General features: G+C 45.3%; 17 protein-coding genes, 1 tRNA gene and 1 riboswitch. Of the genes, 3 read left to right on the top strand and 15 right to left on the bottom strand.

Features of this window, described 5'->3' with window-relative positions:
* Positions 1–247: 247 nt before the first annotated feature.
* The 11 genes from DWW77_RS17535 to DWW77_RS17485 all read right to left on the bottom strand — a co-directional run bounded on the left by DWW77_RS17535 (position 248) and on the right by DWW77_RS17485 (position 9,723).
* Positions 248–335, bottom strand: a tRNA-Ser gene (locus DWW77_RS17535).
* Between the two features lie 797 nt (positions 336–1,132).
* Positions 1,133–2,818, bottom strand: a complete 1,686-nt coding sequence (locus DWW77_RS17530; RefSeq protein ID WP_092073308.1) for a sulfate adenylyltransferase subunit 1 — start codon at positions 2,816–2,818, stop codon at positions 1,133–1,135.
* 1 nt (position 2,819) lies between these two features.
* Positions 2,820–3,734 (bottom strand): sulfate adenylyltransferase subunit CysD, encoded by a 915-nt coding sequence (gene cysD / locus DWW77_RS17525; protein WP_330389500.1) that lies wholly within the window; start codon positions 3,732–3,734, stop codon positions 2,820–2,822.
* A gap of 44 nt (positions 3,735–3,778) precedes the next feature.
* Entirely contained in the window at positions 3,779–4,090 is a 312-nt protein-coding gene (locus tag DWW77_RS17520; RefSeq protein ID WP_118609240.1) for a 4Fe-4S dicluster domain-containing protein, read from the bottom strand.
* Complete coding sequence (locus DWW77_RS17515; RefSeq protein WP_118609239.1) at positions 4,074–5,780, bottom strand: adenylyl-sulfate reductase subunit alpha; 1,707 nt, start codon at positions 5,778–5,780, stop codon at positions 4,074–4,076. The genes DWW77_RS17520 and DWW77_RS17515 overlap by 17 nt, the downstream gene beginning before the upstream one ends.
* 5 nt (positions 5,781–5,785) lie before the next feature.
* Positions 5,786–6,202, bottom strand: coding sequence for a M67 family metallopeptidase (locus DWW77_RS17510; RefSeq protein ID WP_059086473.1), 417 nt, complete (start codon positions 6,200–6,202; stop codon positions 5,786–5,788).
* An 85-nt stretch (positions 6,203–6,287) separates the two neighbouring features.
* Positions 6,288–7,094, bottom strand: coding sequence for a thiazole biosynthesis adenylyltransferase ThiF (gene thiF, locus DWW77_RS17505; RefSeq protein ID WP_118609238.1), 807 nt, complete (start codon positions 7,092–7,094; stop codon positions 6,288–6,290).
* Complete coding sequence (gene thiS / locus DWW77_RS17500; protein ID WP_021650460.1) at positions 7,094–7,303, bottom strand: sulfur carrier protein ThiS; 210 nt, start codon at positions 7,301–7,303, stop codon at positions 7,094–7,096. Before thiS (DWW77_RS17500) ends, thiF begins: the two co-directional genes overlap by 1 nt.
* A 12-nt stretch (positions 7,304–7,315) precedes the next feature.
* A complete protein-coding gene (locus DWW77_RS17495; protein WP_118609237.1) occupies positions 7,316–7,561 on the bottom strand; it encodes a sulfurtransferase TusA family protein in 246 nt (81 codons plus the stop codon).
* Positions 7,554–8,417: a ferredoxin-like domain-containing protein gene (locus DWW77_RS17490; RefSeq protein ID WP_118609236.1), complete on the bottom strand. Its 864-nt coding sequence runs from the start codon at positions 8,415–8,417 to the stop codon at positions 7,554–7,556. Before DWW77_RS17490 ends, DWW77_RS17495 begins: the two co-directional genes overlap by 8 nt.
* A gap of 40 nt (positions 8,418–8,457) precedes the next feature.
* Positions 8,458–9,723, bottom strand: a complete 1,266-nt coding sequence (locus tag DWW77_RS17485) for an O-acetylhomoserine aminocarboxypropyltransferase/cysteine synthase family protein (protein WP_330697429.1) — start codon at positions 9,721–9,723, stop codon at positions 8,458–8,460.
* 277 nt (positions 9,724–10,000) lie between these two features.
* Here DWW77_RS17485 and DWW77_RS17480 point away from each other — a divergent pair, with 277 nt between their 5' ends.
* From DWW77_RS17480 to DWW77_RS17470, 3 genes are all read left to right on the top strand, one after another.
* Positions 10,001–11,191: a sensor histidine kinase gene (locus DWW77_RS17480; protein ID WP_286188042.1), complete on the top strand. Its 1,191-nt coding sequence runs from the start codon at positions 10,001–10,003 to the stop codon at positions 11,189–11,191.
* The gene (locus tag DWW77_RS17475) at positions 11,192–11,905 is read left to right on the top strand and encodes a response regulator transcription factor (RefSeq protein ID WP_118609234.1); all 714 of its coding nucleotides are present in this window, start codon (positions 11,192–11,194) and stop codon (positions 11,903–11,905) included.
* Positions 11,906–12,104: 199 nt separating this feature from the next.
* A complete protein-coding gene (locus tag DWW77_RS17470; protein WP_021650465.1) occupies positions 12,105–13,415 on the top strand; it encodes a hypothetical protein in 1,311 nt (436 codons plus the stop codon).
* A gap of 797 nt (positions 13,416–14,212) precedes the next feature.
* Here DWW77_RS17470 and thiH read toward each other — a convergent pair.
* From thiH to DWW77_RS17450, 4 genes are all read right to left on the bottom strand, one after another.
* Positions 14,213–15,376 carry a 2-iminoacetate synthase ThiH gene (gene thiH / locus DWW77_RS17465; protein WP_353611251.1) on the bottom strand — a complete coding sequence of 388 codons (1,164 nt, stop codon included), beginning with the start codon at positions 15,374–15,376 and terminating at the stop codon, positions 14,213–14,215.
* 244 nt (positions 15,377–15,620) lie between these two features.
* Positions 15,621–16,406, bottom strand: a complete 786-nt coding sequence (locus DWW77_RS17460; protein WP_015526604.1) for a thiazole synthase — start codon at positions 16,404–16,406, stop codon at positions 15,621–15,623.
* Between the two features lie 163 nt (positions 16,407–16,569).
* The gene (gene thiS / locus DWW77_RS17455; protein ID WP_015526603.1) at positions 16,570–16,773 is read right to left on the bottom strand and encodes a sulfur carrier protein ThiS; all 204 of its coding nucleotides are present in this window, start codon (positions 16,771–16,773) and stop codon (positions 16,570–16,572) included.
* 248 nt (positions 16,774–17,021) lie between these two features.
* A riboswitch (TPP riboswitch) is annotated at positions 17,022–17,129 on the bottom strand.
* A 413-nt stretch (positions 17,130–17,542) separates the two neighbouring features.
* A complete protein-coding gene (locus DWW77_RS17450; protein ID WP_147419601.1) occupies positions 17,543–18,661 on the bottom strand; it encodes a fibronectin type III domain-containing protein in 1,119 nt (372 codons plus the stop codon).
* Positions 18,662–18,872: the final 211 nt, after the last annotated feature.

The following is an 18,872-nucleotide window of genomic DNA, read 5'->3' as shown; positions in this document are numbered from 1 at the left end:
GAAATTTTCGAGAATCGTATGTGTTTCACTGTTTAGTTATCAAGGTTTGTTGCGTCTGTTTCCCAGACAGCTCATTTATTTTATCTCATCTCAAATCGTTTGTCAAGTACTTTTTTTCAACTTTTTTCAAACTCTTTTTTGATGAATCTCTGTCTCGCTGACAGCTTGTTTACTTTATCACATCCGCAAGCGTTTGTCAACAAGTTTTTTCATTTTTTTGAAAAATTTATTTTTTCCAAAAAAACAACGGAGAAGGAGGGATTTGAACCCTCGCGCCGCGTTAGCGACCTATACCCTTAGCAGGGGCACCTCTTCGGCCTCTTGAGTACTTCTCCAGACTCCGAACTTATAATTTCTTATTAAATTGGAGTGCATTTCTTCTGTGTTTTCATCCGAAACGCATGGTTAATTATATCCGAAAGATATAAGTTTTGTCAACACCTTTTTTTCATTTTTTTACATTAATTTTATCTTAGCGCGATTGACCAATCATATTATCCCCTTAGACAGGTGGCTACGCACGACACGCTGTCCGTGTGGACAGCGCAGGGGAAGTCCATCTCAGAGTTCCGAAGTCCGAGGGCTTCCCTGCCCCCCACCCTCTTGGGCACGGAACAAGCGCTACATCTTCGATATATAATGCGACTGACTTTTATTATGGAATCTTATGCCAAGCTGATTACTGTCTGAGCCGATATTATTCCGGAACGTTGTGCCGAGCTGATTCTTAGATACAACATTCCTCCTGAACAATTTCTATATGACACTCTACTGCCATGCATCATTGAATACTATCTCGAACTGTTCACTTTCCGCAACCGGCCTGTGTGCACAGCCGAGGAGCTGGCATATGGGCGGGGCGCTCTGCAGGAGGTGTGACAACTACTTAGGCTCTGGAAGGTGGCGTTGTTTTTCAAAAGTTCGCTGTCTGAGCGCAGCGAGTTCGGACTTTTGGAAAACGCTTTTAGCCACCTTTCAGAGTCTTAGTAGTTTCCACCGACGAAGCCTGTCCCGCCCATATGCCAGCTCCTCGGCGTCCGTCAAACCACGAAATCCCGCAACACCCAAAGAAAAGAGGCCGCACATGCAGCCTCTTACACACATAACTATAGAAACTATAAGTAACCCAACATCAGATCATCCAGAAATTATCCGTGCAGACAATCCTCCTGTAAGTCTCAAACTTAAACCACTTATTATGAAACTCCGACTTATTATCAGCAGCCTCAAACTCCCTCAAAAACATCTGATAATCATCATTACTGCGGATCTCCAGGGCAAAACCTCTCTCATCCACAACAGGAAGCCCCATAAACACATACTCATCCAGCGGAATAATATCCTGCACCCTCTTATCACGGATCAGAACAGCCGCGCTATCCTCCAGAGAAACAATATCAAAATAGCCCGGATACTCAAAGCTGTCACCCTCAACAGGCACCACATCCCCTACATGATAAGTCTTAACCTCTTTATCCGCCTTGGAAAGCAGCGCATTCTCAAGGTTAAAATAAAACTCCTCAAAAACATAACCGCCAACCTTCACATCATCCTTCTGGAAATAAGGCTTCTCCCCCTCAGTATCAACCGATTCCACAACACCACATGCAGAAGTCATATGACTCACACGGTCGATCAGGATCAGCTCACCAAGAGTCTTATTCCTCTTAAACTCATCCAGCACAACCTTATCAGAAAGACCGATTTTGCAAAGAGCGATCTCATTCTTCTCAATCGTATCCGCATGCAGATGCTCCCCGGTATTTACATCCGTCTTAAACTCAATACTCTTAACCACACCTGCGATCTTCTTGGTACCAAGCTTCACAAGATACTCCTTGCCCACTTCAAGCCTGGAATCATCCATCCATAGAAGCGTAGCCTCAAAGCCCTTTGCAACCGGAATCTCATTATTATTGGTAAGAACACAACCACGGCTGACATCCACTTCTTTATCCAGCTGAATCGTAACAGCCTGACCGGCAACAGCCTCTTCACGATCGTCACTGCCCACCAGGATCGTCTTAACAGCCGCTGTCTCGTTGCTTGGGAGCGTTGTGATGATATCGCCTACATGAACCCGGCCACTCTCGATCTGGCCCTGGAAACCGCGAAATTCATGGTTTGGACGGGAAACACGCTGAACAGGCAGATAAAACTCGCTGACATTCTCAGCCTCGGAAACATCCACAGTCTCAAGATGATCCAGAAGAGCTTTGCCCGTATACCACGGCATATTCGGAGACTTCTTCGTTACGTTATCACCCTCTGTAGCACTGACAGGAATGATCACAACATCCTGAAGACCCAGAGTCTCAGAAAGCTCATTGATATCCTTCACGATCTCGTTAAAACGGCTCTCACTGTAACCAACAAGATCCATCTTATTAACAGCAAATACAAAATGATGGATACCCATCAGAGCGCAGATACGCGCATGACGTCTTGTCTGCACCAGAACACCCTGTTTTGCGTCCACAAGAATAATGGAAAGCTGGGCAAAAGAAGCGCCAACTGCCATGTTTCTTGTATACTCCTCATGACCAGGAGTATCTGCAACAATAAAACTTCTCTTATCCGTTGTAAAATAACGGTATGCAACATCAATGGTGATACCCTGCTCACGCTCAGCCATCAGACCATCCAGAAGAAGAGAATAATCAATGGCACCACCTCTGGAACCCACCTTGCTGTCCAGAAGAAGGGCTTTTTCCTGGTCTGCATATAAAAGCTTGGAATCATAAAGAATATGGCCGATCAGTGTAGACTTTCCATCATCTACACTTCCGCAAGTGATAAATTTCAGTAATCCGCTCATCCTAGAAGTACCCCTCTCTCTTTCTTTTTTCCATACTTGCAGCTCCGCCGTCGGAATCAATAACACGTGTGGTTCTCTCAGATTCCACAGAGCTTAAGGTCTCGTCAATGATCTCGTCCAGTGTCTCCGCATCAGACTCGATACCGCCTGTCAGAGGATAGCATCCGAGAGTACGGAAACGGACCTTTTTCATCTGCGGCTCCTCACCCGAGTTCAGACGCATTCTGTCGTCATCCACCATGATAATGTTGCCATCTCTGTATACAACCGGACGCTCTTTTGCAAAATACAGCGGAACGATCGGGATATTTTCTCTCTTAATGTACTGCCAGATATCAGTCTCAGTCCAGTTGGAAATCGGGAAAACACGGATGCTTTCGCCCTTATTGATCTCCGTATTATAAAGCTTCCACATCTCCGGACGCTGGTTCTTCGGATCCCAGGCCTGCTCTGCATTACGGAAGGAGAAGATACGCTCTTTTGCACGGCTTTTCTCCTCGTCACGACGACCGCCGCCAAAAGCAGCTGTGAAACCATATTTCTTAAGAGCCTGCTTCAGTGCTTGCGTTTTCATGATATCTGTGTATGCGGAACCGCTGTCAAAAGGATTGATACCCTGCTTCAAACCATCCTGATTAATGTACTCAAGCATTTCGATTCCCAGATCCTTCGCGGTTTTGTCACGAAACTCGATCATCTCTTTAAATTTCCATGTTGTATTTACGTGAAGAAACGGAAATGGCGGTTTCTCCGGATAAAAAGCCTTCATTGCAAGATGAAGCATTACAGAACTGTCTTTTCCTATAGAATAAAGCATTACCGGCTTCTCGCACTCTGCTGCAACTTCACGGATGATATAAATTGCCTCTGCTTCCAGCTCATCCAAATGTGATAATCCACTCATATCTGATCTCATCCTCCTGTTCCGGCCGCCAGAACCGGCAGCACTTATCTTCTGGTCTAATATTTATTCGAATTCCGTCGATCCACATCGATCACGGATGTAGAACCGTCCGTTTTTGTAATGATCCAATGAAGGATATCTCCTTCGCTTTTTACATTCATGATACTTCCGTTCCCACCGATATCCGCACCAAGGAAAAAGTCGATGGCACCGGCTTTACATTCCTTTACACAGGAAACGCAGCCCCAGCAGTTTTTCGGATATTTCATCACGGCTTTTTTGCCTTCCATGACGATCAGGGTTCCCGGACATACTTCACTGCATTTTCTGCAGCCAACACATTTTTTCTGATCAATTCGTATGCTCATATGTGTCCTCCTTTACAATGTCGCGAAAAATCATCCTGATCTCGCCGTTTTCCAGTTTCGAATTTACATATTTATAAAATTTCTCATCTGTTTCTGGATGATCCAGATTTTCGTTAAAAGAATGCCATCTGGTCTCTTTGCGGTTTTTCAGATGAGCGATCAGTGAACGGCACACAATGAGACGCTCACGAAGTTCGTATGCAAACATCAGCTCATGCATATCTGCTGCCGCTGTTTTTTCGGCAAGAGCCTGAAGCTGAAGGATTTTTTCATCTGCAAGAGCAAGCTGCTTCTCATTAAACTGATAATTAGAAGCAATTCCTCCCGCATATTCATCCATGACTTTCTGCATAGCTTCTTCCAGCTCTTCCACGGAAAATGCCGGTGCGTCTTCATTTCGGAACTTTTCGTACTGAGAAAGAATTTCCCCTTCCTGAACCTTGATCTCTGTCTCAGTCTGAACATCTGCTTCCTTCAGAGTTCCGGCCTTAAACTGTTTCACCATATCCAATGCTGCAAGCTTTCCTTCTGCAAGAGCTCCTGTTACATATTTCTGCGGACATCCGCCTGCAACATCACCGGCTGCATATAGCCCCTTTACCGTGGTTTCACGGCCTGTATTTACCCAGTAGCCGCTGGCTGTATGACCGCCTACGATATACGGCTCTGTTCCCTGGATCTCCACATCCTGCTCGCTGGGGCTCTTTCCGCTTTCGATCCATTTCAGAGTCTGGCTCGGTGCCATGTTGAGATAAGCCTTCAGAAGATCTTCATCCTGTTCCTTCGTGATCCCTGTAGTCTTCAGGTAACACGGGCCGTGGCCAAGCTGATTTTCCCGAACTGTTCCGTAAACTCTCTCGCTTGTGGTCAGTCCGTATTTTGTCTCATAGATCTCGCCAGCTGCATTGATCTGTTTTGCGCCGACACCCTGTGCGATGGTTCCCGTAGGAGCAATGGTATCCTTGCAGCGAAGTGCTATAAAACGCATCTCAAAGGACGTCATCTCCGCACCTGCCAGGATTCCCATTGCATATCCGGCACCTGTGTTAAACGGCGGATACCACATCTTATGTCTGGAAAATCCCGGATTGTTCGGCTTATAAAGTCCGGCCGCTCCGCCTGTTGCAGCAAGAACTGCCTTTGCCCGGATAATGTATGCGGTTTCTTCCATAATAGAGAAACCAACCGCTCCGTAAACCTGTCCGTCTTTTACAAGAAGGTCTGTGATATTTACATAATTCAGAACGTCTACGTTCTCAGCTTTATGAACTGCATCAGCAAGAAGTGGTTTAAAATTTTCACCGTTGATCTTGATGTTACGGTTTCCTCTGGCTACATAATCACCATTTTCATCCTTCAGGATCACAAGCCCAAGCTTTTCCATCTTTGCAGTAACTTCGTTGAAATTCTCCGCTGCTGTAAGAAGAAGGTCCTGCCTTACGATCCCGGCGGCATCCTTTGTTGCATAATCTACATAATCCTGCGGCTTGCGGCCTTTTACAATGTAGGCATTGATTGCATTAACACCTGCTGCCAGACAGCCGCTTCGTCTGATATTTGCTTTTTCTGCGATCAGTACCCTGCCGGCTTTCTGTTCTGAGAGAACCAGCGCCGCATAGCAGCCTGCGGTACCTCCACCTATGATCAGCACATCTGTTGTAATTTCCTTTGTGTTTAATCTGTTTTTCATACTCATCACTCTGTTATCTGAAGCTCATGTACAGTTACATTTTTCTCTTTATCTACACCAAAGGCCTTCAACACCGGATTTTCTGCATCCATAAGGGAGAGGATCAGATATTCGATGTTCGGGTCAAATGCAAGTCGTTTATCTTCTTCGGAAGGCCTTGACGGAGACTCCGGATGAGAATGAAAGTTTCCGATCATCTGATATCCGTTCTGACGGATATCCTTGATCGCGCTCAGCTGTTCCTTCGGGTCCATGGAAAAGTGTTCGTTGCTTTCATCGATATTTGTCAGCAGATACACCTTCTCTATGGTTTTTACATCGTCCTCAATGGTCCCGCCCAGAAGGCCGCAGGACTCATTGGGAAGTCCTTTTCTGCAGTGGTCTAATATTTTCTCGTAATCTTCTTTTTTTAATTTCAGCATTTCTTCGCAGCCTCCAATGGGTTTCTATACTTATTTACAGTATCTGCACCAGCAGACACCTTTTCGTTTCTGTGATCAGTGTTTATTAATGCTTCAGTTCACACACAGCCTGCTCATAATCGATCAGTTCTGTGATCGTCGGATCATCGCCGCATACCGGGCAATGATGATTCTTCGGAAGCTTCACGGTACGGAATGTCATCTTCAGCGCATCGTAGGTAAGAAGTCTTCCTGTAAGAAGATCACCCTGTCCGATGATGTACTTGATCGCTTCCATTGCCTGAAGGCTTCCGATCACTCCGCCCATGGCTCCGATCACGCCAGCCTGCTTACAGGTCGGTACGGCATCCTTTGGCGGCGGGCTCTGGAACGCACATCTGTAGCATGGGCCCTGTCCCGGAACGTAAGTCATCAGCTGTCCCTGGAAACGGATGATTCCTGCATGTGAAAACGGTTTCTCAGCCATTACACAGGCATCGTTGATCAGGAATTTTGCAGGAAAGTTGTCTGTTCCGTCAAGAATGAAATCGTAATCTTTGATCAGATCCATGATGTTGCTGGAATCTACAAAGGTATGATATGTATTTACAGTAACGTCCGGGTTGATGGCTCTCATGGTCTCAGCCGCAGACTCTACTTTCAGTTTGCCAACATCTGCAGTTGTGTGGATGACCTGTCTCTGAAGATTGGAAAGATCTACCTCATCTGCATCCGCGATCCCGATGGTTCCCACACCTGCTGCTGCAAGGTAAAGAGCTGCCGGTGCTCCAAGTCCGCCGGCTCCGATGATCAGAACCTTGGCATTCAGAAGCTTTTTCTGACCTTTTACTCCAACCTCTTTCAGGATGATATGGCGGGAGTACCGCTCAAGCTGCTCATTTGTAAAAGCCATTATCTTGCGCCTCCTCCCATGTAGTACAGGAACTCAACAACGTCGCCGTCCTTTACCTCTGTTTCCGGAACGTCTGCCTTGCTGATGAATTCATCGTTGATAGTTACGGTTACATACTCAGGACTTTCAATATCCTCTTTCTCAATAAGCTCTGTAAGCTTCAGTCCGTCTTCGTACTCTTTTTTATTTCCTGCAACTGTGATTGTCATTTCTCTGTTCTCCTATTCTTCAACTTTTCTTACGATCAGTGTATAAGTTCCGTCTTCGTTGTCTTCGAGCTTCAGGATCTGATGTCCTTCTTCCTTCACGCTTCTCGGCACATTCTGTACCGGCTCGCCATCGTTCATTTTGATCGCCAGGATCTGTCCGTCATCCAGCTCCTCAAGTGCTACCTTTGCTTTTACAAAGGTTACCGGGCAGACCACATCGGTAATATCTACGGTATCATCAATCTTAATATCAGTCATTGTATGCTCCTTTCAAAACTTCCTGAAGTTTTTCAGCGCCTACCCGGTCGATGGTAAATTTAAAACGCTCTCCCGGATTTGCATGATCATCAAAGAACTGGATCGCTGCATCGGTCACTCTGAAAAGCTGCTCCTCAGAGGTGATCAGCGGAAGAAATTCCTGTCCCTTGCTGATGTGATTTCCAAACGTTCCGCCAAAGGAAACGATATATGCTTCGTTTACATCCCATGCATCCACCGGACAGGATTTTGCACATCTGCCGCAGTAGTTACATTTCTCTGTATCGATCACCAGCTTGTCATCCTCAAAGGAGATGGCGTTTTCTCTGCAGGCCTTTTCACATACACCACAGTGGATACATGCATCCTCTTTCCAGCTGACCTCAGCCGCTCCCTTGATCCCTACATCATTCTCCTCTGCCTTCAGACAGTTGTTCTGGCATCCGGTAACACCGAATTTGAATTTATGAGGAAGCTCTCTTCCGAAATATCTTTCATTTAATTTCACTGCAATGTCATAGCTGTTGATATTTCCGCTTGGACAGACAGCGTTGCCCTGGCAGGCTGTAACTGTACGGACTCTCGGTCCGCAGACACCAGGCTTGCATCCGCCTTTTGCAAGATCATCCTTTACATCATCAATATCATCTAATTTAATGAACGGGATCTCAACTCCCTGTCTGGAAGTAAGATGTACATATCCGTCACCGTATTTCTCAGCTACCTCTGCGATCTTTTTAAGGTTTTCTGCGGTAAGTGTACCGCCTACACAAGCAAGACGAAGAGAAAAATTATTTTTCTGCTTCTGTCTCATGAAACCACCTTTTTTTAATGTAGCGTAATCTACTTTTGCCATAACGAACTCTCCATTTCTCTGCTGGTGCAGCTCTTAGATTTTATCGGTTATTTTCTATCGCTTGTTTGAAATCTTCTTTTAAATCTTCAATATCTTCAATTCCCACACTGATACGGATCAGATCCTCGAATACTCCGGACTGCAGCTTCTCTTCGTCGGAGATGTGTGCCGCGATGGTGGATTCCGGATGGATCACCAGGGTCTTCGTATCTCCGATATTGGAGATGATCAGTGGGATCTTCAATGAATTAATAATGGAAAAAGCCTTCTCCTTGCTTCCGGTTCTTACGGTTACGATAGCTCCGTAGCCATTCCTGAACTGCTTTTCCGCAATTTCGTGATAAGGGCTTTTTTCCAGTCCAGGATAATTTACTTCAATGTCACCACCCAGGCCCTGTAAAAATCTCGCAAGCTCCAGTGCATTGTCACACTGTCTCTGCATTCGAAGTCCCAGGGTCTCCAGTCCCAGGTTATTAAGGAAAGCATTCTGCGGAGCAAGACACGCGCCAGTGTTCCGGAAAAGTCCGTTTCTAAGCTTGGCGATGTATGCAAATGGTCCGAATTTCCGGTATGGAGCAAGTCCCGGATATCGGTAAGGGTCCCATTTCAGACCCTTACCACAGACAAGAATACCGCTGATGGCATCGCTGCTTCCATTGATATATTTGGAAGAGGAATGAACCACAATGTCAGCTCCAAGCTTCAGTGGCTGGATCAGATACGGGGTTGCCACCGTGTTGTCTACGATCAGCGGTACGTCATGCTTATGTGCCACTTCCGCAACTGCCTGGATATCGGTAACATCTAGCTTGGGGTTGCCAATGGTCTCCGCAAAAACAAGTCGCGTCTTCTCTGTGATCTCTGCCTCAAAAGCTTCCGGCTTATTCTCTTTCACATATTTTACGGAAATCCCGAAAGGCTTCAGATCATCGAACAGTTCCACGGTTCCGCCATACAGTCCGCAGGCTGCCACAATCTCGTCTCCCGCCTGAAGAATGTTCAGAAACGCATTGGTCAGCGCTGCCATTCCGGAAGCACAGGCCACACTGCCGATCCCATCCTCCAGCATGGTCACTCTCTTCTCAAAGGACTCTACCGTAGGATTGTTGATCCTTGTATAGGAGAAGCCCATTTTTTTATTGTCAAAAATTTTCTCCAGGTCTTCCGCGCTGTCATGTCGGAATGCGCTGCTCTGATAGATTGGAACCTGTGTTGCTCCCTGCGGATATTTCTCGTTGGTGCCGTGGAGCAGTCCTGTATTAAAGCCGTATTCGTTCATAGCCTCTTCCCTTTCTTTTGTTGACACTTATATTAACCTACTATTCATAGTATGTCAATAGGAAAACGGGATTAAATGTATTTTTTTGTGTACACAACTATACGACAGCATGATACAATTATAACAGTTGCGATAATTACAGCACCAAAAGAAAGATGCCCGCAGGCATACAAACCTACATAAAGAACAGGAGGTGATCCCTATCAATATAAACCCGAAGCTCCGGAATATTTTTCACTCTTTATTCAGTCCCACCCTTGATTTCCGCGTCCGGCTGTTCAACATCCTCGCCTTGGGAGGTACTGTGATCAGCCTGATCATGGCCTTTCTCAGTCTCGGGACCGGTTCCTGGGGAAATGTACTGATCAATTTTGCGCTGGTTGCAATCTCCGGAGGGCTTTTTCTTTATTCCTATTACAGTGGAAAATATCAGCGCTGCTACCTGATTACCATTGTCGTGATCTTTCTGATCGTTTTTCCGGTGATGTTTTTTACCAGCGGCGGTTATCGTGGCGGCATGCCGGCATTCTTTGTGTTTGCTATTATTTTTACCGTGCTGATGCTGGAAAAAAGACGCGCTCTGATCGTTTCCCTGCTGGAGATCCTCCTTTATATGGGACTGTGTCTGGTTGCATACCATTTCCCGGACACTGTAACTCCTTTTGCCACGGAAGCAGACCGGCTGGCAGATATCCTTCTGGCGTTTGTCTCTGTAAGTATTGTCTGCGGCAGTGTTCTCTATTTTCATCTGAAGGAATATAACCAGCAGCAGCTCCTTCTGGAGGAACAGAATCTGCGACTGCGCTCCCTTGATAATGCCAAGTCCACCTTCCTGACCACCGTTGCCCATGAGATTAAAAATCCTCTGAGTTCCATTTCCCTCCACGCGCGGGACACCTCCGAGCTCCTTGAGGAAGAGCCTCTGGATTTCTCTCTTATGCAGGAAAATCTCCGCACCATTGAACAGTCGGTAATGCGGATCGACCGGATCGTGCTGGATCTGATGGATACGGTTTCCATTGAGCAGGGACGGCTTGCCCTTTCCCTTATCCCATCAGATCTGTCCGGTCTTTTGTATTCTGTAAAAAAAGACTACTGCAGTCATCCAAGCTCAAAGAACAATCAGCTGGTCCTTACAACACAATCCGGACTCCCGGAAATCTCTGCTGATCCGGAACGGCTGATCCAAGTTGTCACCAATCTGATCTCCAATGCAGAGCGTCACACCCAAAACGGAACCATCACCATTTCGCTTACCGGCGAACCGGGCTGGCAGACCATCTGCGTCTCCGACACCGGAACCGGCATGTCAGAAGAAATGCGAAAAAACGCACTCAAGGGTTATGTTTCCGCTGATAAGGATTACTGGCGGCACGGCATAGGCCTCTATGTCTGTCATCAGATCATCACTGCCCATGGCGGCAAAATATGGCTGAAAAGTAAAGAAGGCGAGGGGACTCAGGTGTTCTTCTCACTTCCGGAGGAGGAATCATAAATGAATGAAAAGAAATCACTTATCCTTATGGTCGAGGATGAAGAACAGGTGCTGAATACCAACTGCCGTATGCTGCGGCGCCGTGGCTACGATGTCCACACTGCACAGACAGCCGCCGAAGCCTGTCATCAGCTTGAAAAACAGCTGCCGGATCTTCTTATCCTGGACATTATGCTTCCGGACGGAAACGGTCTGGATATCTGCCGCCGCTTCCGCGAAAAGACCATAAATCCGGTTCTTTTTCTCACCGGAAAAAGTGATATCCGGGATCGGGTAGAAGGACTTCAGCAGGGAGGCGACTATTATCTCACCAAACCTTATAATTTCGATGAATTTCTGGCCGTGATCCAGATGCTTCTGGAACGCCAGAAACGAATGGAAGAAAAAATAAAAGAAAAATTTCAGTCCTCCCGTCAGATCACCATCGGCAGCCTGCGGCTGGATCTTTCGGACGGCCATGCATATCTCAATAATGCCGACACAGGCCTTACCCGGACCGAATTCTCTCTGCTACGTCTCCTTGCAGAAAACCAGGAGAAGATTTTTTCTGCAAAGGAGCTCTACGAAGCGGTATGGGGCAGCTGTGCAGGAACAGATACCAGCACGGTACGGCGGCATATCTTTAACCTCCGGACCAAGATCGGTGCCGAAGATACCGATGAGTATGACATTGTCTCGGTTTATGGGAAGGGATATCTTTTTACCTGCCGGTAAGCCGGTCTTTTCACGATCGGATAGCATATTTCCAGACCTGTACGCAGCTTTCCGTAAATGTCTCTTTTTCTTCACATTTCCGGATATCGGGATCTGTCTGTTACAATGTACTTAACAGACAGATCTTTTTTATTTGTAAAAATTTATGATCAAAGAATAGTAAGCAGCTAACTGCTGCGCAATTTATCAGGAGGTGCCTATGCATAAAAAAATCTTAGTTCTTTTAACAGGCGCGATCGCTCTTTCTATATCTGCAGTCCCGGTCCTCGCTTCTGACCCTCCAACCGATGACGGTCAGTACATCTGGCAGGATGAAAACGGAGATTACTGGTACCGCAATGGTTCCGAGGATGAATATATCGGGGAAGGTAATTATGCCCCTGACCCGGATTCCGGTGAACTGATGGAAGGCAACGATGCCGGCTGGACCGAACAGGACGGTTATTTTGAGCCTCATTATTATTATGAGGACGGCAGTGTGTGGCTGGAAGATGCCACCGGAACCACATATATTGGCTCCAGAGATAAATATTATATTGATGACTACGGCAATCTTCAGGAATATTCCGATTCTGAAACTGATTCCTCCTCCGGAGATTCTTCAGAAGAATCCTCCGATACCAGTGGAAACTCCTCCTCGCAGGATTCCGATTCTTCATACCCAAATTCCTCTTCCGATACAAACACGGAAGATTCCTCCGAATCGGAAAAGCGCGGCGAGCTTCATATGCGGGTTGGATTCCCTGCCGATGATACGATCAGAGAATCCATGCCCGAAAAAGAAGGTTATTTCGAGCAGCGTTCCGTAAATGGCGGAAAAAGCACTGCCTTTGTTTTAAAAGTACCGAATTCCTCTCTGGAGGATTCTTCCCTGAAGGGTTTTCTGGCAGAATACTATCCGGTAAAGGGTGAGATCATCACCAAAAAGGATCTTACCTTTGAATCTTATCCTGCCACGAAATATCAATACTTAACCGAAGTCAACGAAGAAGAAAAAAATGTAGATGCTCTTGTATGCCAGACTGACGATTATACCTTCGGACTTTTTGTCCTGACTCCGTCAGACACCTATGATAAGGCCGCCGAAAAGGAAGCCACAGAGCTGATCAAATCCATAGATTTCGTTTACGCAGAGCGTGTGGATATGGCCATGACGGATTACTTCCAGGTCCTCACTCCGGAGCGCTGGAAATATCTCTGCCATTATGAAACAACCGAAACCGAAAATGGTGGATATAAACTGACTTATTACAATGAGGATGTTCCTGTACTGACTCTGGAAGCCAGATATTACGATGGCGAAGACCAGCCTCTGGACAGTGTATGGCAGGGCTATCTCGGCCGTATCGAAACCGTCGACGGCAAAAAATACGATCTTCTGTCCACCATCAGCCAGTACTCCAAGGACGCCTCTGATGAATGGAAGGAAATGTATGACACTTATCTGGATGTCATAAACGGGATCCGTATAATGGACGGCTGTTCCCTGACCGAAGGAAGCCATGCCTGATCCCTTGTGATTCACATTGCCCCCTCTGCCGTTATTTTGCAGACCGGAAAATCCGTAGCTGCATGTGATGTTGACAGCTGCTATATATCAGGTACAGATTTTCCAGTCGCAAAAGGCACATCATATTTACATAAAAGAAGCTGCAGACTCTGTTTTTTCACTGTTCTGCAGCTTCTTTTCATAATACTTACCTCCTGTGTTTTGCCTCGTGTTTTGTTGTTGGGGCTATTATAAACATGAGTAAGTACCTATGAAAACTATTAGATTGGAAACCGTTTTCAGTAGTTTTCGAAATCAGGGATATTTGGGCGGATTTTACAGGTTTTTATGTTTGATTTTTAGCTGTTATCCATAGATTTCGCACTCTTTTTTGCATATTCTTCATCACCGTTGAAAGATTTTGTGAAAACGCAATCAACCTTGTGAATTCAGCTCTTCCAGGAGTTTTTTGCGGTAAGCTTCATCTTTGACAGCACGTTTGAGATCTTCTTTGGTCAGTTCTTCTCCATGCAACTGCTTTTCTTTCATTCTGACAAAAACCTCATCTGCATTTTTCTCTTTAAGATAAACCGGGTTATATCCATTTTATCAGACCCGGACTGAAAAATTACTCTTGTTCTGACGACAAATTCTTCCAGCACTGTCCTCTGTTTGCCAAAAATCTTTCTGCATTCATTCTTCCGAAACAGTTATCCACACTCACCCTGAAAAATCGCTCTTTCGGGCGAATGGTTTTCCACATATTCCACAGAAGTTATCCTCGGTAGTCTGTGTGATCCTCTTTCGCCGCCTTCATCTCACAGATAAATATAATCATTCATCACCGGCTGCAGGCCGTGGTCTTTCAGGGCGTTGAAAACTTCGTCCACAGACCTTCCGTCGGAAATCTCAAACTGATCGTCGCCTTTATCTTCGATATCATCCACATGGCTTCCGATTCCTGTGCTGACACCTGCAGAGATCTTGGTTGCTGCGATATTTACCAGATTGTCACGGACACGCTCACACTCTCTGGTGGATACAGTAATACTTGCAAACGGCATAAACAGACGATATGCACAGACTACCTGCAAAAGCTGCGGTTCGTGTACATCCTTCGGATTGATCCTGTCGTTGTTGATGATCGGACGAAGTCTCGGGCAGGAAAAAGCGATCTCTGCGTGTGGATATTTTCTCTGCAGAAGATATGCGTGATATCCCGTTGCAAAAGCATCCTTGCGGAAATCATCTAGTCCCAGAAGTGCCGCAAAACCAACACCTCGCATGCCGCCTTTTAACGCACGCTCCTGTGTATTTAACCTGTATGGGAAAATCCTCTTGTGACCTGCCAGATGCAGAGTTTCGTATTTATCAGAATTATAGGTTTCCTGGAAAACTGTCACATAATCTGCGCCGCATTTGTGAAGATATGCGTACTCATCAGAATTCATCGGATACACCTCAAGGCCGATCACCTTGAAATATTTTCGCGCGATCTCACAGGCTTTTCCGATGTACTCCACATTGGATTTGGTTTTGCTCTCGCCGGTAAGGATCAGGATCTCCTGCAGACCAGTCTCGGCGATCGCTGCCATTTCCTTCTCGATCTCTTCTTCGTTCAGCTGTGCACGGCGGATCTTATTGTGGCAGTTAAATCCACAGTAGATGCAGTAATTCTCACAGTAGTTTGCAATGTAGATCGGTGTGAACATACAGATGCTGTTTCCGAAATGTTTCCTTGTTTCGATCCGTGCAGCCTGTGCGATTTCTTCCAGAAGAGGCAGCGCTGCCGGTGAAAGCAGTGCTTTAAAATCCTCCGGTGTACGGTTGTCATGAGCAAGCGCTCTCCGTACATCCGCTTCTGTGTACTTATCATAATCATATGCGTTCATTGCGGAAATAACCTGATCCATTACATCAGATTCTTCCAGCTGTTCCATATCCGGAAGGTACTTCATGTGATCGATACGGTTCTTTTTCATATCTTCCAGAATTTCTTCATTTACGATACTTTCATTAAAATGGCCGTCCTGCTGACTGGCCTGTACTGTCTCTGCCATTACTCTTATGTCGCTCCTCTCATATATTGCAGCAATACTCTGGTCCTCACTGCTGCATATCTGTAAACTTAATTTCGATTGAAACCAGACAATACCTGTGTTTCACTACACAGGCAGTGCCTGTCCCCCGCTTAGTGTTCTGCGTTCAATCATTCATTTATCAATTTTACTCATGAAGAAATCCGGTCAGTGGTGAGGATGCACTTGCACCTCTCTCCAGAGTTCTTCCCATACCGGAAAGATATGCACTTCTTCCTGCCTCAATAGCTTTCTTAAAGGCTTCCGCCATAACACGGACGTCTCCTGCAGTTGCGATAGCTGTATTTGCCATAACTGCTGCAGCACCCATTTCCATAGCCTCACATGCCTGTGACGGGCGGCCGATTCCTGCGTCCACGATGATCGGAAGGTCGATCTCGTCGATAAGGATCTGGATGAATTCTTTTGTACAGATTCCTTTGTTGGAACCGATTGGAGAGCCAAGTGGCATTACACAGGCAGCTCCTGCATTCACCAGATCTCTGGCTGCATTCAGATCTGGATACATGTATGGCATAACTACAAAGCCCTCTTTTGCAAGGATCTCTGTTGCCTTGATGGTCTCGTAATTATCCGGAAGAAGATATTTGGAGTCATGGATAACTTCGATCTTTACAAAATCTCCACAACCAAGCTCGCGGGAAAGTCTTGCGATACGGACTGCTTCCTCTGCATTTCTGGCTCCTGATGTATTCGGAAGAAGAGTAACATCCTTCGGCACATAGTCAAGAATATTGGCAAGCCCACCCTCATTTGCACGGCGCAGGGCAAGTGTTACGATCTGAGTTCCTGCTTTTTCAATACATGCTTTTACAAGCTCCAGAGAAAATTTTCCGGAACCAAGGATAAAACGGGAAGTAAACTCATGGCCTCCCAGGATCAGTTTGTCTTCATTTGTGTTTGCTGTTGTCATTTTTTATGTCCACCTTTCTTTATGTCTGTTTGCAGAAAATATTTCCACCGATTTATAACCAGCGCCTTCTTCTGCCAGATCATTCTTCATTTGCATTTTTTCAGTAACTTATCTGTCAGTTACTGCCGTGGTATATATACCTAATTTTATCTCTATAGCGACATCAGCAGCTTCCGCCGCCCATAAACTGCAGAATCTCCACAACATCGCCATCTTTCAGTACTGTTGTATCGTAAGTGTCTCTCTTAATGATCTCTTCATTCAGCTCTACTACAACCTGCACCGGAACATAGTTACATGCTTCCAGATATTCTGTTACTGTCACCGGCTTTTCCAATGTTCTGCTTTCACCATTTACTGTGATCATGATCTCTCCTTTCCGGAAACTTCAAAAGCTATTCGTCAATAAAAAAGAGTTCACAAAGAAATACACCCGCGGTGGTGCACCCCTTCATGAACTCAGTTCACTCTCAAATTTCCCAATATTCAATTGTCGATACCGGGGTTAAAAGCATTCGCTCTTGATCCCTTCCCTGTAAATCCTGATCTTACGTATTCAATCGGATAAAAACATCCGCATCCAATAAAAAAGGAGATACACCAAAGTATCTCCCGTAAATTCATCTTATACGTTCCTACGTTGGCATTATCCAAATCAGGTATAAGGGTCGAAGTTGAAGACTTCCTCTCAGCCTGCCATCACAAGCTCCCCTGTTATTTACATGGTTTAGTATAAGGCGAATTATGATCAATGTCAAGAGCATTAAATTTTCTCACAATAGTTCCAATTTGTTCTAAACTATAGTACACTATAATTGCTGCCAACCCTCCAGCAGAAAGGAGGTGAAGTCCAGTGTGCGAATTAATCATCACATTTTTTGTTTCTGTTACGGCGGATATAGTTAGCTACTATATTCGCAAATGGCTGGACAGAAACGACAGGCAGTAACAGCCTGAAAGGCTTAAGCCCCCTTACATAACGGCATAGAAAACCCCGGAAGTGTGCGAGACTTCCGGGGTTTTCGTTTTTGCCAATGTTTGAATTTCATCACATTTCTTAGCTACTATCATCTTATGCTTTCTATACTAATTTGTCAACCGAATTTTATTAACGGCATCATCATAGGATGTTACTGTTATTTATAAGCAGTGAATCCCAGATCTTTCATTGTCAGATTTAAATTCTTTTTCAGATAATCATTTGCTACTTTCATTGTCGCTTTCATCATAATATTGGAAGAATCCTGCAGATCTGTCATCGCTTTTTTTCCGTTTGTATACAAGAAAGTCAGATTCTGACCTTTATAAGCAGATGCTTTTGTAGAAGAAGTCACCAGCAGAAAGACTTCATTTGTAGACAGGGCGGACTTCACACTGACCGTATCAGATTTCACACAGTTTCCGATAATATCCAGTCCGGCAAGGATTCCATCTGAAGGCATAGAGAGCATCATCCCAATATCTATCTTATCTTCTTTCTTCAGATAACCGATCATCAGAGTACTTTCTTTATCTACTTTGACATTTATAAACTGATTTCCGTCTTCAGTATATTTGCCTTTCTGACTGATGTATTTTTTCAATTTGCTATAATTCTGCGTCAATCTGGTATTAGCCGAGGTCGGATTCTTTACAGTAACCTTGCAGGTGAATTTTCTGCCACCAAGAGTCGCTGTGATAACCGCTGTTCCTGTTTTTACCGCGGTGATCTTTCCGACAGAAGTTATCTTGACAACATTTGTGTTGCTGCTCTTCCATGACGGTTTCAGACTGGTGCCTTTGATCTTCAGTGTATAAGTTTTTTTCGATGCCAGTGTCAGGCTGGTCTTATTCAGGGTGAGATAATTCAGACCTGCGATTGCTGTCAGACCTTTTTCATTATATCTACTCCAGATCGTATTTTTTCCGGATTTCCGGTAAGCTCTCACTGTGTAAGTATAGCTTACTCCGGTACTTACTTTTGTATCGGTAAACGTAACATTTTTGCTTCCTGTGAGGGTTTTTACTGCTTTCCATCCGCTGTTTCCGGTCTTGCGGTATACCCGGTATCCGGCAACTCCTTTTACCTGTTTCCAGCTGAAAATAATCTTATTCCTGCCGGAGATCTTAATAGAAGACATAGCCGGCGTTGCTACGTTTATCGCCGCCTGTACTTCTGTCGCACTGATCAACTCCGGAACCGCAGCTGGTGCCGCCGTTGCAATCATAAAACCTGTCAAAATGCCACATAAAGCTTTTTTCCAATTTCTTCTCATACGCTTTTTTCCTTTCTGCTTTGTGGTATATCTGGATTCCCTAACAAATATAGTATACATTACAAAAAATATTCCTGCTATGATATTTTTCACCGAATCGGGGCTTTCGGTGAAATTCGGCAGTTTCTACAATGGCTTGACACTCCCCTCAACTAAAGCAGGGGGATTCTTGCTTCTCCCACTACTGCATTGGCAAACACCTTACGGTACT

The sequence above is a fragment of the Ruminococcus sp. AF17-12 genome (genome assembly GCF_003479245.1).
Taxonomy (GTDB): domain Bacteria; phylum Bacillota; class Clostridia; order Lachnospirales; family Lachnospiraceae; genus Blautia_A; species Blautia_A fusiformis.
Note: the sequence above shows the minus strand (reverse complement) of the source record. Positions and strands in the feature narration are given on the sequence as shown.

What these genes read in the sequence shown, in the direction of transcription:
- DWW77_RS17530 (WP_092073308.1), bottom strand. Translation starts at nt 2,818, where the DNA reads ATGAGCGGATTACTGAAATTTATCACTTGCGGAAGTGTAGATGATGGA.
- cysD (WP_330389500.1), bottom strand. Translation starts at nt 3,734, where the DNA reads ATGAGATCAGATATGAGTGGATTATCACATTTGGATGAGCTGGAAGCA.
- DWW77_RS17520 (WP_118609240.1), bottom strand. Translation starts at nt 4,090, where the DNA reads ATGAGCATACGAATTGATCAGAAAAAATGTGTTGGCTGCAGAAAATGC.
- DWW77_RS17515 (WP_118609239.1), bottom strand. Translation starts at nt 5,780, where the DNA reads ATGAAAAACAGATTAAACACAAAGGAAATTACAACAGATGTGCTGATC.
- DWW77_RS17510 (WP_059086473.1), bottom strand. Translation starts at nt 6,202, where the DNA reads ATGCTGAAATTAAAAAAAGAAGATTACGAGAAAATATTAGACCACTGC.
- thiF (WP_118609238.1), bottom strand. Translation starts at nt 7,094, where the DNA reads ATGGCTTTTACAAATGAGCAGCTTGAGCGGTACTCCCGCCATATCATC.
- thiS (WP_021650460.1), bottom strand. Translation starts at nt 7,303, where the DNA reads ATGACAATCACAGTTGCAGGAAATAAAAAAGAGTACGAAGACGGACTG.
- DWW77_RS17495 (WP_118609237.1), bottom strand. Translation starts at nt 7,561, where the DNA reads ATGACTGATATTAAGATTGATGATACCGTAGATATTACCGATGTGGTC.
- DWW77_RS17490 (WP_118609236.1), bottom strand. Translation starts at nt 8,417, where the DNA reads ATGGCAAAAGTAGATTACGCTACATTAAAAAAAGGTGGTTTCATGAGA.
- DWW77_RS17475 (WP_118609234.1), top strand. Translation starts at nt 11,192, where the DNA reads ATGAATGAAAAGAAATCACTTATCCTTATGGTCGAGGATGAAGAACAG.
- DWW77_RS17470 (WP_021650465.1), top strand. Translation starts at nt 12,105, where the DNA reads ATGCATAAAAAAATCTTAGTTCTTTTAACAGGCGCGATCGCTCTTTCT.
- thiH (WP_353611251.1), bottom strand. Translation starts at nt 15,376, where the DNA reads ATGAAAAAGAACCGTATCGATCACATGAAGTACCTTCCGGATATGGAA.
- DWW77_RS17460 (WP_015526604.1), bottom strand. Translation starts at nt 16,406, where the DNA reads ATGACAACAGCAAACACAAATGAAGACAAACTGATCCTGGGAGGCCAT.
- thiS (WP_015526603.1), bottom strand. Translation starts at nt 16,773, where the DNA reads ATGATCACAGTAAATGGTGAAAGCAGAACATTGGAAAAGCCGGTGACA.
- DWW77_RS17450 (WP_147419601.1), bottom strand. Translation starts at nt 18,661, where the DNA reads ATGAGAAGAAATTGGAAAAAAGCTTTATGTGGCATTTTGACAGGTTTT.